Here is a 15,801-nt window from a genome sequence, read left to right on the forward strand (position 1 = left end):
GATAATACGAGAACCCTTTAAGATTATAATTTTATCATGCAAGCTATTATCTTTGACAAAATCAAAACCTTATACAATCAATATGGCAACAATACACGAGGCAGCGTGGGATAGTCTTACTTCTACGATCAATTTAAATTTGCCACTTAGAGATTCGTGGGATAAAATTATTGACTGTTGCTCGAAATTAATAACTGCGGATTATTGGGATAAGTTAAAACAACTTGATATCGAAGCTGATCAGGCAGACCTGGCTTTGTGGATGGAGCGTCTGGCTATACAATCTCCAATACCAGAAAATGTATTAGCTATTTGGATCGGAATAATTAGGATTTTAAACCAGGATGATGCCGGAGCAGAAAAAGAAGTTTATGCCATTTATCTAAATGGCGCAGATAATTACAATTCTGACGACGCCGAGTGGGCCTTAGATCCCGTTTACGACCCACAACATAAATACATTATTCCCGATATATTGATTTTGATAGATGAGATATTAAAAGCGGATCGAAAAAACCATGTCTTTTTGGATTGGATATTACCATTAGCATATGCATCTTTAGCAATAAATGATATCGTCAAATTTCGATTAAAAAAAGAGTATTTTATAAAATATCAGAGATCGCTTTTTGTTTCTGTGGGCTTTGATGACGGCGATTTAGTAAATATAACGCCCATCATTTAGGCCACTACATTATGTAATCTTACTTCCTGAACCACTTCCTATTAGCCACCAGCAACCCAAACTCTTCCGATGGATATTTCTCCGTCGATTTATGATGGATTTTATGTGCCCGGCGGATGCCGGCCAGGTAGCGATTATCACTTTTGAATGCTTTGAAACGGTTATGGATAAACCAGTCGTGAAAAATGAAGTAAATGATACCGTAGATGCTGATACCAGTACCAATCCAAAAGCGGTAGTCTAAACTCAAATGCCCAATCCACATTAGCCATAAAGCAAAGCCCGCGAAGCCGATGCTAAACAGGTCGTTTAATTCAAACCAGCCATGCCTTTGTTGGTGATGAGTTTTATGGATGAACCACAAGGGCCCATGGAAAAGATATTTGTGCATGGCCCAGGAGAGCAGTTCCATGAACGCAATGGTTAATAACACAATTCCGATATTGATTAATGTCTGCATCTGTACATAAAACAAAAGCAGGAACATAAAGTTGTTCCTGCTTTTATAAAATTAAAAATCCGAAATCGAAAGTCCGAATTCCAAATTAAATATGTATCGCCCTGTTTTCAGTAGCGGCCAAACATGCTTCACGCATAGCTTCGGTATAGGTTGGGTGGGCGTGGCTCATGCGCGAAATATCTTCGGCACTCGCGCGGTACTCCATCGCTACAACTGCCTCGGCTATCATATCGGCAGCACGTGGACCAATCATGTGTACACCTAAAATCTCGTCGGTAGTGGCATCGGCCAATACTTTTACAAAACCATCCAGATCGCCGCTGGCACGGGCACGACCGCTTGCTTTGAACGGGAACGAACCGGTTTTGTATTTAACACCGGCTGCTTTCAGCTGCTCTTCCGTTTGACCAACAGCTGCAACTTCCGGCCAGGTATAAACCACGCCCGGAATCAGGTTATAATCAATATGCGGTTTTTGGCCGGCAATAATTTCGGCAACCAGCGTACCTTCATCTTCGGCTTTGTGGGCAAGCATAGCGCCCTTAATCACATCGCCAATAGCGTAAACACCTTTTACTTTGGTTTCCAGGTGCTCATCAACTGTAATTTTACGGCCACGTTCCTCAACGGTAATGCCGATATTCTCTAAACCTAAACCATCGGTGTAAGCTATACGACCTACGGCTACCAGGCAATAATCGCCTTTCAGTTCCAGCTTTTCGCCTTTAGGTGTATCACAGCTAACGGTTACTTCTTTGCCTTTTACTGTGGCACCTGTAACTTTATGGCCCAGGTAAAATTCCATACCCAGTTTGGTCAGTACTTTTTGTAATTCGCGACCAAGACCTTTATCCATAGTTGGGATAATGCCATCCATAAATTCAATTACAGATACTTTGGCGCCTAAACGGGCATAAACCGAACCCAGCTCCAAACCAATAACACCACCACCGATCAACACCAGGTGTTTTGGCACTTCGCTCAAGCTTAATGCTTCGGTTGATGTAATAATGCGTTTTTTATCGATAGGCAAAAATGGCAATGCCGATGGTTTTGACCCTGTAGCGATGATCACGTTTTTACCGGTGATTTCGATAACAGTACCATCGTTTTTTTTAACAGTGATGGTGTTTTTATCTTTGAATGATCCTACACCAAAGTGAGTGTCGATCTTGTTTTTCTTCATCAGGTAGCTGATGCCGCTGGTATTGGCATCAACAACTTCCTGCTTGCGTTTGATCATCTGTCCAAAATCTATCGAAAGATCTTTAAGGTTGATGCCATGGGTTTTAAAAGCATGGGCAGCATTGTGGTAATGTTCAGACGAATCAAGCAGCGCCTTCGACGGGATACAACCTACGTTAAGGCAGGTACCGCCAAGGGTATTATACTTTTCAACAATAGCGGTTTTTAAACCAAGCTGGGCACAGCGGATAGCGGCTACATAACCACCGGGGCCCGAACCTATAACTATAACATCATATTGCATAGTAGTGTGTATTTTATGGTGGGCAAAGTTAAGGATTATTGTCTGAACCTGAATTTATCGAATTAAGGAATTATCAGAATACCAGGCAAATTCAATAAATTCATTTAATTCAGACAAAATCGCGACAATCCTTTAATCCCATAAATCATGATTCAGATTTATCCTAAACTAACAGCTTTTTATCCAGTTTGTAACAGAACCATTGATAAATCGGTTTATCGTTAACTCTTTATTAAATTTAGCCCAATTTAACACGACTGATCTTATGAAGAAAATCAACTTATTTTTTGTGCTGGTATTATTATATACCGGCGTTAATGCTCAAAGCAACTATGTAAAGGAGCATTTTACCAAAAAAGAGGTGTACATCACCATGCGCGATGGTGTAAAACTGTTCACCTCTATTTATACCCCAAAGGATGCTTCATCGCAAAATAAGTACCCGATGATGATGATGCGTACCTGCTACAGCATCGCCCCTTACGGCGAGGACAAATATCCGGCAAGGCTTGGCCCGTCTGAAATTATGATGAAAGAGGGCTATATTTTTGTTTACCAGGACGTACGCGGCCGTTGGAAAAGCGAAGGCACCTGGACCAACATGACGCCGGTTATCGATAACAAGAAAAGCAAGAAAGATGTTGACGAAGGCTCCGACACTTACGACACTATCGACTGGCTGGTTAAAAACGTAGCTAACAACAATGGCAAGGTTGGCCAGTATGGTATCTCCTACCCGGGCTTTTATACTGCAGCGGGCATCCTGTCAAACCACCCGGCCCTAAAAGCTTCATCTCCGCAGGCCCCTATTTCTGATTTCTTTTTTGACGATTTTCACCACAACGGTGCCTTCATTGAAGGGTACTTTTTCACCTTCCCGGTATTTGGTGTTCAAAAAACTGATACAACCAGCAAAGCCTGGTACTCCATGCTTAAACCCGATAGCAAAGACGGTTACCAGTATTTATTAGATCTTGGCCCGCTAAAAAATGCCGATAAATTTTATCATGATAACTTCTTCTGGCAGGAAACCATCAATCATCCTAATTACGATGAGTTTTGGCAAAAACGCGGTTTGCTGAAACACTACGGCAAAGTAAAACCTGCGGTAATGCTGGTTGGCGGCTGGTTTGATGCCGAAGATCTAACCGGTCCGCTGGCTATTTACAAAACCATTAACAAGTCAGATCCAAATGCATATAACACCATAGTAATGGGGCCATTCGGTCACGGTCGCTGGTCGCGCGAAACAGGGCATACCATGCACAGCAATGTTTACTTTGGTGATAGCGTGGCTACATTCTATCAAAAAAATATTGAAGCCAAATTCTTTAACCACTTTTTGAAAGGTAATGGAGATAAAAATTCCGGCTTACCAAATGCTTATATGTTTAATACTGGTAAAAAGGAATGGGCAACATTTGATAAATGGCCTGCCGCCAATGCCGTACACGAAAAAATGTTTTTAGGTGCCGATGGTAAGCTTACCAATACTCAGCCTGCAACCGCAGGTTCAGTTTCCTATGTAAGCGATCCGCTTAAACCGGTTCCTTACACTGAAGATAACACCACTACCATGGGCTTTACCCCTCATAATTATATGAGTGAGGACCAGCGTTTTGCAGGTCGCCGCCCGGATGTTTTGGTTTACCAGAGCGAAATATTAAATGATGATTTTACCCTTGGCGGCGAGATCATGGCGCACCTGAAAATAGCCACCACTGGTACCGATGCCGATTTTGTTGTAAAGCTGATTGACGTTTATCCGCCCGATGAACCTAACAACCCATACATGCCCAACAAAAACATTATCCTGAGCAATTACTGGCAAATGGTACGTTCGGAAGTAATGCCGGCACGTTTCCGTAACAGCTTTGAAAAACCGGAAGCACTGGTAGCTAATCAAAAAACCGATGTAAATTTCCGCCTGCAGGATGTATTGCACACCTTTAAAAAAGGTCACCGTATCATGATCCAGGTACAAAGCACCTGGTTCCCGATAGTAGCACGCAACCCACAAAAATTTGTGGAGAACCCGTATAAGGCTGATGAAAGTGATTATATCAAAGCTACCGAAACCGTTTATAACGACAGTTACATTGATGTGCAGGTGTTGAAGTAGAGGTTGGAGATTAGAGATTAGTTTTTTCCCTTGCTTTCAAACAATTGGCGGAACTATTAGGCCCCAGCCAATTGTTTTTTGTAATTTGTTGGTATGAACCGAAGACCGTTTTTTATAATTACAATTGCTCTGGGTATACATTCAGGATTGGATGCGCAAACCTGCAACCATCCTAATTTATCTAAAGTATATGATTATAAAACAGTTGTCCGAAGATATCCGCTAACAGATAGCATAAATTATACTGCGGATGTTACTTTACAAATCTCTCGTAAAACTAAATCAAACGTTTGGCAAAACATAAGCTATAAAGCGGATCTATTGTATGAGGATGTATTTAAAAATTGCGATGCTACGCGTTCGTATATAACTGGTTACAGGAAGAATGCGGAAGTATCGGATTACGATTTTGGTGACTTAGTGATTGCTGATGTTAATTTCGATGAACTTGAAGATATTGCCATCAAGTACGATTCGGGGGGTAACGGCGGCCCACTTTACAATTTTTATCTTCAGGATAAAAACGGTCATTTTTATTTGAGCAGATATTTAACTGATAGCGTTGGTTCATTTCCGGCATACATTAATCCCAAACAAAAAACCATCACTACTCAAATACACGCCAATGTAAGGTATGAAGCAAGAAAAACTTTTAGATATAATTCAAAATCCCAAAAGTGGAAATTGATTAAATGGCAAATGATTGATTAACCAATTTAATGGTTACCTTTTAACCTGGCACAATTTAAGTACATGAAAATAAAACAACTATATCTTACAGCCCTGACCTTATTAAGTGCTGCAACATTCACTCAGCCAGCCGGGGCACAGCTCCTTAAGGAAAAAGAGCAGTTTACCCATGCCGATTCGCTGCGAGGAATGCTCACGCCTTTGCGCACTTGTTACGATATCAACTATTACCATCTTGATGTTAAAATTGATATCGATAAAAAGTTTATCAGCGGCAGCAACCAGTTTAAATTCACCGCCACACAGGATTTTAATAAACTGCAATTCGACCTGTTTGCTAACCTTAATATCGGCAAAGTTGTTTACAAAGGGAAAGAACTTACTTTCACCCGCGATGGCAATGCGGTGTTTCTCAACTTTCCTCAAACCATAAGTAAAGGAAGCAAAGATGAGTTTACCGTTTACTATTCCGGCAACCCGATCATAGCTAAAAACGCCCCCTGGGATGGTGGCTTGGTATTTAAAAAAGATTCGCTGGGTAAACCTTTTGTAGCCACGGCCTGCGAAGGGATTGGCGCCAGCATCTGGTGGCCCAATAAAGATCAACTGGCCGATGAGGTGGACAGCATGATGATCAGCATCAGTGTGCCAAAAGGTTTGAAAGATGTATCTAACGGTCGCCTGCGTAAAGTAACTCCACTTAAGGATGGCTATACCCGGTTCGACTGGTTTGTGGCCAACCCGATCAATAACTATGATGTTGCTGCCAACATTGCCGATTACACCCATTTTGAAGATACCTACATGGGCGAAAAAGGCAAGCTTACGCTCGATTATTGGGTGCTGCCAACCAGTCTGGAAAAAGCAAAAAAACAATTTGCCGCCAATGTTAAGCCTATGTTGAAAGCCTTCGAGCACTGGTTTGGCCCTTACCCTTTTTATGAAGATGGCTATAAACTGGTTGAAACCCCGCACCTGGGCATGGAGCACCAGGGAGCAGTGGCCTATGGCAATCACTTCCTGAATGGCTATATGGGCTATGACTTATCGGGCACTGGATGGGGCAGCAAATGGGATTACATCATCGTTCACGAAAGCGGGCACGAATGGTTTGGCAATAACATAACCGATAAGGACCTTGCCGATATGTGGATCCACGAAAGCTTTACCTGTTATTCCGAATCGCTTTTTGTGGAAGATAACTGGGGTAAAAAAGCCGGACAGGAATATAACTACGGTTTAAGGCTCACCATTAATAATGACGGCCCTATAGTTGGCGTTTACAATGTAAACAAAGAAGGCTCGGGCGATATGTACTCCAAAGGCGCTGTTTTCCTGAACATGATCCGCACTGTTATTAATGATGATGAAAAATGGCGCGGCATCCTACGCGGGCTTAACAAAACTTTTTATCATAAAACAGTTACTTATGACGATGTGGTGGGCTTTATCAACCAACAATCGGGCATGGACCTTTCAGCAGTTTTTGATCAGTACCTGCATTACCGCAGCCTTCCGGTGCTTGAATTTACCAGCCATGAAAACAAGCTTTACTGCCGCTGGATAGTCGAAGCCAAAGATTTCAATATGCCCATCAGGGTACGTGTAAAGGGCGGCGAATACAAATTCATCACCCCAACAAAACAAATGAGCCCGGTTGAAATTGCAGGCGCCACCAAAGACAATATTGAAATTGATTATTTAAACTACTACGTGGGTGCGCTCATGGATTAACCCTCAACATACATGAAAAATAAGTTCTTAAATATTTTTGCAGTCGCTTTAGGTCTTACCGTAGCTGGCATAGCGCCAACTCAGGCACAGTTAGGCACCAACAGGCAAACATTTACCCATGCCGATTCTCTCCGAGGCAGCTTAACACCGCTGCGCACATGCTATGATATTAACTACTATCACCTGGATGTGAAGTTTGATATCGATAAAAAATTCATCAGCGGCAGCAACCTGTTCAAATTTACCGCTACCCAAGACTTTACTAAACTTCAGTTCGACCTGTTTTCTAATTTAAAAATAGAGAAAGTGGTGTATGAGGGCACCGAAATCCCCTTTACGCGCGAGTTTAATGCGGTGTTTGTTACCTTCCCAAAAACCATAAAAAAAGGCAGCAAGGACGAGTTTACTGTCTATTATTCCGGTAACCCAACTATTGCCAAACGTGCCCCATGGGATGGCGGCGTGGTATATACTACAGACTCATTGGGCAAACCATGGGTGGCAACTGCCTGCCAGAGTATCGGCGCAAGCATCTGGTGGCCAACCAAAGATCATCAATATGACGAGGTAGACAGCGCCCTGATCAGTATCAGCGCACCTAATGGTTTAAAAGATGTATCCAACGGCAGATTACGCAAAGTAACCGACTTAAATAACGGCTATACACGCTTCGATTGGTTTGTGGCTAACCCTATCAACAATTATGACATAGAAGCCAACATTGGCGACTATGCCCACTTTGAAGGCACTTACCAGGGTGAAAAAGGTCCGTTAACGCTCGACTACTGGCCATTAAGTTACAATGTGGACAAAGCCAAAAAACAATGGGAGCTTGATGCGCCGCGAATGCTTAAATCGTTCGAATACTGGTTTGGCCCCTATCCTTTTTATGAAGATGGCTATAAACTGGTTGAAACGCCACACCTGGGTATGGAACACCAAAGCGGCACCGCTTATGGCAATCACTACAAAAACGGCTACCTCGGTCGCGACCTTTCAGGTACCGGCTGGGGCCTAAAATGGGATTTCATCGTGGTACACGAAAGCGGTCATGAGTGGTTTGGCAATAACATCACCTCAAAAGATGTGGCCGATATGTGGATCCACGAAAGTTTTACTAACTATTCCGAATCGCTGTTCATTGAAACCTATTACGGTAAACAAGCCGGGCAGGAATACGTGAACGGAACCCGTAAAAATATCCGTAACGATAAACCAATTGTAGGGCCGTATGGTGTAAACATGGAAGGTTCAGGTGATATGTATTATAAAGGCGGCAACCTGTTAAACATGGTGCGCACCATTATCAATAATGATGACAAATGGCGCAGTATCCTCCGCGGGCTTAACAAAACCTTCTATCATAAAACAGTTACTTATGATGATGTTGTAGGCTATATCTGCAAACAGGCAGGCATGAACCTTGCCCCTGTTTTTGACCAGTACCTGCATTATAAGGATATCCCAACCCTGCAGTTTGTTGTTAAAGACGGCAAGCTTTATTCCAAATGGATTGCCAATGCCGAAGGCTTCAACATGCCGGTAAAGGTGCGTGTAAAAGGTGGCGGTTATATATTTATTAAACCAACCACACAGTTTACCCCTGTAAAGATTGACGGTATTACGAAGGACAATGTAGAGGTGGATACTTTCAATTATTATATTAAGGTTGATTGAAAGTTGATTGGGTGAATGGTTGATTGGGTGAATGGTTGATTGGGTGAATGGTTGATTGGGTGAATGGTTTAACCCCAAACAACCACTCACCCAATCAACCTAATCAACTACTCACCGTTCTCCCCCCACAAAAAAATCAAATCCCGTGCAACTTTCCTCCCCCTGCCGGCGTCTAATTTGAAAACGAAACTAAAACAACCGTCATGAAATCGATTTCAAAAATATTATTGGCAGCCGTGTTGGCAGCAGGAACTACAGGTTACGCATCGGCAAAAACAGTAAACCCAATTGTTAAACACGCCGACCAAACCACGCAAGACCGTCATTTATCGGGCTTTAGCGCTATTGACCTGGCAGGTTCTTTTGATGTCTACTTTACACAGGGCTCAAACGAATCGGTAAAAGTTGAAGCACCTTCGGATGTTATTGACAAGATCATTACCGAAGTGCAGGGCGGTGTATTGAAAATCTACAGTAAAAAAGGCACCAACTGGGATAACTGGAGCTTTGGCCGCAGCCGTAAAATGATTGTACATGTGGTAGCTAAAGATATGACCAGCATTAACGTTGCCGGCTCCGGCGATGTTTATTTTAAAGAAGGCATCAGCACTACCTCATTAAAATTAAAAGTTGTTGGCTCGGGCGATATGCTTGGCAAAGTGAATGCTAAAAACCTGGACAGCAGCATTTCAGGCTCTGGTGATATGAAACTTTCGGGCCGTGCCGATAATTCGAGAGTAAATGTTGTAGGCTCCGGTGATTTTACCGCCCGAGACCTGATCACCATTAACACCGAAGTGCATATAGCCGGTTCGGGCGATGCCACCATCAACGCCAGCAACAAAATTGAAGCATCTGTAAGCGGCTCAGGCGATGTGCATTACACCGGCGGTGCTAAAAATATTTCAAGCTCAAAAGCAGGTAGCGGAGATATCGAGAGGATATAAACCTCACTTATCCTCCCCAAAGAAGCAACCTCTTTAAGTATTTAGAAGCGTCATTGCAATTAATAAAGCAATGACGCTTTTTTTGTATATCCAGTGAAGCTAATTTAGTTAGCTTCTTATTATCTTTATCTAAAATAATCACCTCCACCATTCCTATCGCTAACCATGAAAAAGCTATTCTTCGTCCTGATTGCTGCCTGCTTTTGCGCATGCAACAATCCGTCAAAACCAGGGGCGGATACCGCAACTGAATCATCAAACACTCCTTACGAAATAAAAACCGGCGGGAATAAGCTCATTAAAGTTGCCGGTAAATATAACGTATGGACAAAAAAAGTTGGCGATGGTAAAATAAAGGTGTTGCTGCTGCATGGCGGTCCGGGTTTTTCACATGATTATATGGAATGCTTTGAGGATTTTCTGCCGAAGGAGGGCGTTGAGTTTTATTATTATGATCAGCTTGGCTGTGGTAATTCGGATGCTCCTGCTGATACTTCATTATGGAACATTCCGCGTTATGTTGAAGAGGTTGAAGAAGTGCGTAAAGGATTAGGGCTTGATAATTTTTATATACTCGGACATTCATGGGGCGGTATGCTGGCTATGGAATACCTGCACAAATACCAATCGCACGTTAAGGGGGCGGTATTATCAAACATGACAGCCGGTATTAAAGGCTACGTTGCCTATGCCGCTGAGTTGAAGAAGAAGTTTTTTACGCCGCGTGATATCACTGTATTTGATTCGTTAGACAGGCTTAAACAATACGACTCGCCTCAATACAACGACCTGCTGATGAATAAACTATATACCCGGGTGATCTGCAGGCTTCCATTAGAGAGCTGGCCTGAACCTTTATGGCGTGCCTTTAAAAAAGCTAATCATACCATATACATACAAATGCAGGGCGTTGACGAATTTCATGTAACCGGTAATTTTAAAGGATGGGAATTTTGGGACAAACTGCAGGATATAAAAACGCCTACCCTTGTTTTAGGCGGCGTACATGATGAAATGAACCCCGAAGACATGAAAAAAGAAAGTCGCCTGCTGCCCAACAGCCGCACTTACCTGTGCCCTAACGGCAGCCACATGAGTATGTATGATGATCAGCAAAATTATTTCAAAAATCTCATTGCCTTTTTAAAAGATGTTGACGCGGGTACATTCACTGCCGATAAAAAGTAGCACACCAATTATTAATCTTATATAACCACCACACACTTAATCATGAAAAAGTTATTTACCTGTATCATCACGATGATGATCCTTACTGCGGTAAATGTTTATGCGCAGTTAACGCCGCAACCCAGTTCAACACAAAGTGTTGTGCAGGATTTCGGCCTCGGCAAAATCAGTCTGGTTTACTCCCGTCCGGATGTAAGAGGCCGTAAAATATTTGGAGGCATGGAACCTTACGGAAAAGTTTGGCGCACGGGGGCCAATTCGGCCACGGTAATTAAATTTACCGATGAGGTAAGTATGGAGGGCAACAAGATCCCGGCGGGCGAGTATGGCCTGTTCAGCATCCCCGGCGAAAACGAGTGGACTATCATCCTCAGCAAACAACCTAAACAATGGGGCGCATATAACTATAAGGAAGCTGATGACTTTTTGCGGTTTAAAGTAAAAACAGAACACCTTAAGGCTTTAACAGAAACCATGACTCTCGCGTTCAGCAATGTAGCGGCAACTACCTGCGATTTGCAGATGATGTGGGAGCACAGCGGCTTCACCATCCACATGACCACCGATATCGATACCAAGGTGATGGCCCGAATTGACTCGGCCATGAATACAGATAAAAAGCCATACTATGAAGCTTTGATCTATTACTACAACAATAATAAAGATATGGACAAGGCCTTAACCTGGGCTACCGAATTGGAAAAAGACAAGAACTTTCCGCCGTTTGTGCCTAAACTATGGAAAGCCCGGATCTTATTGAAAAAAGGTGATAAAGCTGCAGCCATAGCAACAGCCCAGGAAGGTGTAAAAATGGCTACTGAGATGAAAACTGATGAGTACGTACGTTTAAATAACGAACTAATAGCACAAGCGAAGAAGTAATCATTTTAACTCAATATAATCGCCAAACAAAAAACCCTTGCCAGTGATATTGGCAAGGGTCTTTTGTTTGGAAGTAAGATTCTAAAAAGCTGGGGGTGTGCGATTCCCCTCTTGAGAGGGGCGAAGGGGTGTGTTTCTGCTTTGATAAGTCTACAGCAGAAACACACCCCTGCTACCACTCCCTCCTCCGCGCCCCCTCTCAAGAGGGGAATTTTTTGGTCTTAAAACCTCGTGTAAAAAGCCAGCTGTGCTACATGATTTACCACATAAGCATCAGCTTGTTTAATGTACTGGTTCAAATATCCTGCTTCGGCATCAAATGATTTGCTGAAGCGGTAACCAACCGCTACATAAGCACGGTTTTGATCAAAAAAGTGTTTATTAACTTTATTCTTATTTTGAACGTTTACAAAAGCCTCGTTTTGCAGGGCGAGGAAAGCACCTTCTGTAAACACGTCCGAGTCAGGCTTCATCGGGATCACCGCGCGGGCAAAATACCTGAAACGCTGGGCAAAATACCGATCATTTTTATTAGCGGCAGTATTCCCTAAAAAACGCTGCTCTAACCTAAAACGGTGTGCCAATTGCACATGCTTGGTAAGCTTATGGGTATATGTGTACTGCTGCCAGATACGGTGCTCCGGGCGAAATGTTGTTTCGTTACTCGGAGTGCGGCCATAGGTAGCTATGTATGCATAACCCAAGGCCCCTACCTTGTTTTTGGCAAAATAATAATTAGCCGAAGGGCGGAGCAGGATATGCTTTAGGTAACTTACTTCATCATGCGAGCGCAATTGCCCATCAAACGAATAGCCCCAATGTTCGGATAATTTTTGGCTATGAAAAATAGCCGCCCAGCCCGAAAACTGGTTGTCTTGTGCCAGCAGCCTTGCAGGTGCCGCCAGCAGTAATACTGCAAAAATTAATAGTTGTTTTTTTAATTGCATGGATGATATATATGTGTTATAAAGGTTAACATTTACTGTAGAGACGCATTACATGCGTCTCTTTTTGCGACAGAAATTTGCAGGATCTGTCATTTTATTTAAGGCAAAGACGCATGTAATGCGTCTCTACACATAACTTCACTAATCTTTAAACCTTACCAAAGTTTGTCGGCCCAGGTCAACCGTTACCCTGAAGGCTTCCTGGTTGCTGCTGTAGCCCGGTGTTTGGTGCAGGCTTAATATAAATTGCCCTTTTACACGCTTGTATAAAAACGGCGTGTAAATAATATCAAGCCGGTTGTAGGTCTTCTTTTCAAAAAAGGCATCACCATAAATAATATGGCTGCCCTGGCCTTTGTAAAATTCATCAAACAAGGCAAAACGTTTCCAGCTTAAATAGGCATTGGCTACAAAGCCGGCAGGTTTATGAAAACCATCAACACCCCTAACCCGCTCAAACGACATCATGCCGCCTGCCTCAATAGATAACGAATCTAAAATGGTTTTATGACTTAAATCTAAACCTAATCTTATTTGTCCGCCACCATTGTCCTGGATATGATCATTAGGCAGCAATACCTCGGCTCCTGCATCATGCATCAGCAAAAAATAGTGCGATACATAAAAGGGGCCGGTTAAGCTTGGCCGGTATTTGCCCGAAAAGCCGAACAGAAACTGCTCACGATCAGTAACGGTTTGGCGGCTTACCCAGTCAATCCAGGCAGTTTCGGTAAAGTGGGCATTATGAAAACGCGTAAGCAAACCCTCAACATTGGGGCGATAGTAGCGCAAAGTATCGTTCAGTAGAGCCCGTGGATAATCGTCCAGCAAACCTTCGCGCGGGAAAGCACCGGCATTGAACAGCCAGTTTTTACCGGTAAAGCTGTAATAGGCAACGGGGTTAACTTTTAAAAAGTATGGTTTTGCACCAAACTCATGAATGCCGTTAACCCCTACAATAAAGTGGTTCACACTATCGATATTCAAGCCCAGGTCAAGCGCGGTACGCACGCCCGAATAGGTGCGTGAGCGGGCAACAAAATCTTTGTACTCCCGGTTATCCATAAAACCCAAGCCATTAAAATGGATATCAAGGCTACCCTGTGCAAGGGCGGCAGTGGTGGTTATGATCGAAAAAAAGACAAAAAGGTATATCCGTTTAAACATAGTCGATTTATTATTTTACTGTAATGTTGATGCTCTTACTGTTACGTCCGCCAAAAAATGGTTCGGTACGCAATGAAAAAATGAGTTGATATCTGCCAGGCTGCTCCGGTGCTGTTACGTTAAATTTAAAATGAGTGCTTTCGCCCGGCTTTAGGGCAATGTTATGGAATGAATCATCTGCCTTTTGATTAGTGATCTGATCTGTCTTTTTAAAAAAGCAGGCTTCAAAAAATACAGGGTGCTTTTGATTTTTATTACTGAGATCAATAGCGAATGGATAAGGATTTTTAACCGTAAGATCGAAATCTATTTTTTGGCCCGGACTAAGGGCTTCTTTGGGAGCAAGTGTTTCAAATTCAACCCGCTGATAGGTGCGTGTGTCATCAACCCAACCGCCATACCATTTACCGGCAAATACGTTAATGGAATCGGTTGTTACACCGGGCAACCAAACATCCAGTACATAATAAGTTTTTTTATGCTGAATGCTGTCTTCTATAGGCCAGATATCATACTGGGTACGGCGATAATGCCGCGAATCATAGGCAAGCCCACGGGTGGTGTTATTATAAAAATTGTATTTGGACGGATCCTGAAAACCTTCATAAAATATCACATAATTATTGCCTGCCTTTTTCTGGATCTGATGAGCCCAATCCTTAAAGCCGAAAAAGCTTTTCATGGCATCGATCTTTAGCAACAACGGAGGCCCCCAGATAATACAGATACGAACAAGCAAAATCAGGCTGAGGTTTATCACCGCCAAACGGTTAAACCAAACAGGTTTGCCTCCCGGCTTAGCAAAACTGATAAGCACCAGCATGCTTAGCGGTACGTAAGCGATAAGCGTCCAATGGAGTTGTACCTCACCTTTAAAGGAGGTAAGAAAAAAGAATGCTAAAATGCCTATGCTGTTTACGAGCAAGGTTCGGGTGAAAACATCTTGTATCTTAGTTGTAAACCCTTTATAAAAAAGGAACCAGCCAATCAGCGGCCCGGCCATTATCAACTGCCCCAATGGATATAAATAGGTATTATCCAATTGGTAATCATCGGCCGAACGCTCGCTAAGGTGATAGCTTATTGACGGATAATCGTGGTTTACCTGCCACAGGATATGCGGTGCATACAAAGCCAGCGCCAGCAGCACAATTCCGTAAAAAGACCCTCGCTTAAGCAATTTTACATTAGATACAAGCGTGAAAGCAACCAACAAAATGCCATGGTACTTACTATACAGCAGGCAGGCTATCACCACGCCCAATATAATGGCCAGTTTTAAGCTGTCCTGTTCAATATATTGCTGATAAAAATACAGGAACAGCACCGTGAAAAACAGCAAAGGAGCATCAGGTGTGGTGGTAAAACCATAAATATGGAATACAAAGATGCCCGAAACCACCAGTATAAAGTTGATGACATCAACCCTGTAACGCTTTAACATCATCCACATCAGGTATAAAGATGCAGTTGTGCTGATCACCGTAAAGAGCCTCGCTCCAAATTCATTATGTATGAGACTGTAACCTGCTTTAATGAAAACGGCCACCATAGGCGGATGGTCATAATACCCCCAGTCTAAAAAACGCGAATAAACCCAATAGTAGGCCTCATCGGCATGAATCTCAAGCGTAAAAGCCTGTACGGCATTTAGCAAAGCCCACAACAGTAAAAAATAAATTATTGGCTTGTTATATTTTACCGGCGCGCTATTTAAAGAGGTATCCTGCATTAAAATGGATGAGTAAATGAATGGGCAAAGGTATGATAAAAGATATAAGCCATAAAACGTTGGCAGCGGCGATGTGATAAT

At 42.8% G+C, this 15,801-nt stretch carries 13 protein-coding genes; 8 read left to right on the plus strand and 5 right to left on the minus strand.

Features of this window, described 5'->3' with window-relative positions; translation table 11 throughout:
- Positions 1-82: 82 nt before the first annotated feature.
- Complete coding sequence (locus ACP26M_RS17710; protein WP_426581926.1) at positions 83-685, plus strand: hypothetical protein; 603 nt, start codon at positions 83-85, stop codon at positions 683-685.
- Positions 686-704: 19 nt separating this feature from the next.
- Here ACP26M_RS17710 and ACP26M_RS17715 read toward each other — a convergent pair whose 3' ends face one another.
- Together ACP26M_RS17715 and lpdA are read right to left on the minus strand one after the other, a co-directional pair.
- Positions 705-1,145, minus strand: coding sequence for a sterol desaturase family protein (locus ACP26M_RS17715; RefSeq protein ID WP_426581928.1), 441 nt, complete (start codon positions 1,143-1,145; stop codon positions 705-707).
- Between the two features lie 85 nt (positions 1,146-1,230).
- Positions 1,231-2,634 (minus strand): dihydrolipoyl dehydrogenase, encoded by a 1,404-nt coding sequence (gene lpdA / locus ACP26M_RS17720; RefSeq protein WP_426581930.1) that lies wholly within the window; start codon positions 2,632-2,634, stop codon positions 1,231-1,233.
- 265 nt (positions 2,635-2,899) lie between these two features.
- Between lpdA and ACP26M_RS17725 the strand changes: the two genes are divergently transcribed.
- From ACP26M_RS17725 to ACP26M_RS17755, 7 genes are all read left to right on the plus strand, one after another.
- Positions 2,900-4,756: a CocE/NonD family hydrolase gene (locus ACP26M_RS17725; RefSeq protein WP_426581932.1), complete on the plus strand. Its 1,857-nt coding sequence runs from the start codon at positions 2,900-2,902 to the stop codon at positions 4,754-4,756.
- Positions 4,757-4,849: 93 nt separating this feature from the next.
- Complete coding sequence (locus ACP26M_RS17730; RefSeq protein WP_426581934.1) at positions 4,850-5,467, plus strand: XAC2610-related protein; 618 nt, start codon at positions 4,850-4,852, stop codon at positions 5,465-5,467.
- Positions 5,468-5,509: 42 nt separating this feature from the next.
- Positions 5,510-7,180, plus strand: a complete 1,671-nt coding sequence (locus ACP26M_RS17735; protein WP_426581937.1) for a M1 family metallopeptidase — start codon at positions 5,510-5,512, stop codon at positions 7,178-7,180.
- A gap of 12 nt (positions 7,181-7,192) precedes the next feature.
- Positions 7,193-8,857, plus strand: coding sequence for a M1 family metallopeptidase (locus ACP26M_RS17740; protein ID WP_426581939.1), 1,665 nt, complete (start codon positions 7,193-7,195; stop codon positions 8,855-8,857).
- Between the two features lie 203 nt (positions 8,858-9,060).
- Positions 9,061-9,804, plus strand: a complete 744-nt coding sequence (locus ACP26M_RS17745; protein WP_426581941.1) for a head GIN domain-containing protein — start codon at positions 9,061-9,063, stop codon at positions 9,802-9,804.
- 165 nt (positions 9,805-9,969) lie between these two features.
- On the plus strand, positions 9,970-10,992 hold the full coding sequence (locus ACP26M_RS17750; protein WP_426581943.1) for a proline iminopeptidase-family hydrolase: 1,023 nt from the start codon (positions 9,970-9,972) through the stop codon (positions 10,990-10,992).
- A gap of 42 nt (positions 10,993-11,034) precedes the next feature.
- Positions 11,035-11,874 (plus strand): DUF2911 domain-containing protein, encoded by an 840-nt coding sequence (locus tag ACP26M_RS17755; protein ID WP_426581945.1) that lies wholly within the window; start codon positions 11,035-11,037, stop codon positions 11,872-11,874.
- Positions 11,875-12,095: 221 nt separating this feature from the next.
- On the opposite strand, the gene ACP26M_RS17760 is transcribed toward ACP26M_RS17755, so the two are convergent.
- From ACP26M_RS17760 to ACP26M_RS17770, 3 genes are all read right to left on the minus strand, one after another.
- Positions 12,096-12,821: a DUF2490 domain-containing protein gene (locus ACP26M_RS17760; protein ID WP_426581947.1), complete on the minus strand. Its 726-nt coding sequence runs from the start codon at positions 12,819-12,821 to the stop codon at positions 12,096-12,098.
- Between the two features lie 141 nt (positions 12,822-12,962).
- Positions 12,963-13,988: a hypothetical protein gene (locus tag ACP26M_RS17765; RefSeq protein WP_090534425.1), complete on the minus strand. Its 1,026-nt coding sequence runs from the start codon at positions 13,986-13,988 to the stop codon at positions 12,963-12,965.
- Positions 13,989-13,998: 10 nt separating this feature from the next.
- Positions 13,999-15,720 (minus strand): ArnT family glycosyltransferase, encoded by a 1,722-nt coding sequence (locus ACP26M_RS17770; RefSeq protein WP_426581949.1) that lies wholly within the window; start codon positions 15,718-15,720, stop codon positions 13,999-14,001.
- Positions 15,721-15,801 lie beyond the last annotated feature (81 nt).

The organism is Mucilaginibacter sp. R-33 (assembly GCF_049949235.1).
Taxonomy (GTDB): Bacteria; Bacteroidota; Bacteroidia; order Sphingobacteriales; family Sphingobacteriaceae; genus Mucilaginibacter.

Coding starts and splice junctions, on each gene's coding strand:
- ACP26M_RS17755 (WP_426581945.1), top strand. CDS start 11,035: ATGAAAAAGTTATTTACCTGTATCATCACGATGATGATCCTTACTGCG.
- ACP26M_RS17710 (WP_426581926.1), top strand. CDS start 83: ATGGCAACAATACACGAGGCAGCGTGGGATAGTCTTACTTCTACGATC.
- ACP26M_RS17770 (WP_426581949.1), bottom strand. CDS start 15,720: ATGCAGGATACCTCTTTAAATAGCGCGCCGGTAAAATATAACAAGCCA.
- ACP26M_RS17745 (WP_426581941.1), top strand. CDS start 9,061: ATGAAATCGATTTCAAAAATATTATTGGCAGCCGTGTTGGCAGCAGGA.
- lpdA (WP_426581930.1), bottom strand. CDS start 2,634: ATGCAATATGATGTTATAGTTATAGGTTCGGGCCCCGGTGGTTATGTA.
- ACP26M_RS17735 (WP_426581937.1), top strand. CDS start 5,510: ATGAAAATAAAACAACTATATCTTACAGCCCTGACCTTATTAAGTGCT.
- ACP26M_RS17730 (WP_426581934.1), top strand. CDS start 4,850: ATGAACCGAAGACCGTTTTTTATAATTACAATTGCTCTGGGTATACAT.
- ACP26M_RS17760 (WP_426581947.1), bottom strand. CDS start 12,821: ATGCAATTAAAAAAACAACTATTAATTTTTGCAGTATTACTGCTGGCG.
- ACP26M_RS17740 (WP_426581939.1), top strand. CDS start 7,193: ATGAAAAATAAGTTCTTAAATATTTTTGCAGTCGCTTTAGGTCTTACC.
- ACP26M_RS17750 (WP_426581943.1), top strand. CDS start 9,970: ATGAAAAAGCTATTCTTCGTCCTGATTGCTGCCTGCTTTTGCGCATGC.
- ACP26M_RS17715 (WP_426581928.1), bottom strand. CDS start 1,145: ATGCAGACATTAATCAATATCGGAATTGTGTTATTAACCATTGCGTTC.
- ACP26M_RS17725 (WP_426581932.1), top strand. CDS start 2,900: ATGAAGAAAATCAACTTATTTTTTGTGCTGGTATTATTATATACCGGC.
- ACP26M_RS17765 (WP_090534425.1), bottom strand. CDS start 13,988: ATGTTTAAACGGATATACCTTTTTGTCTTTTTTTCGATCATAACCACC.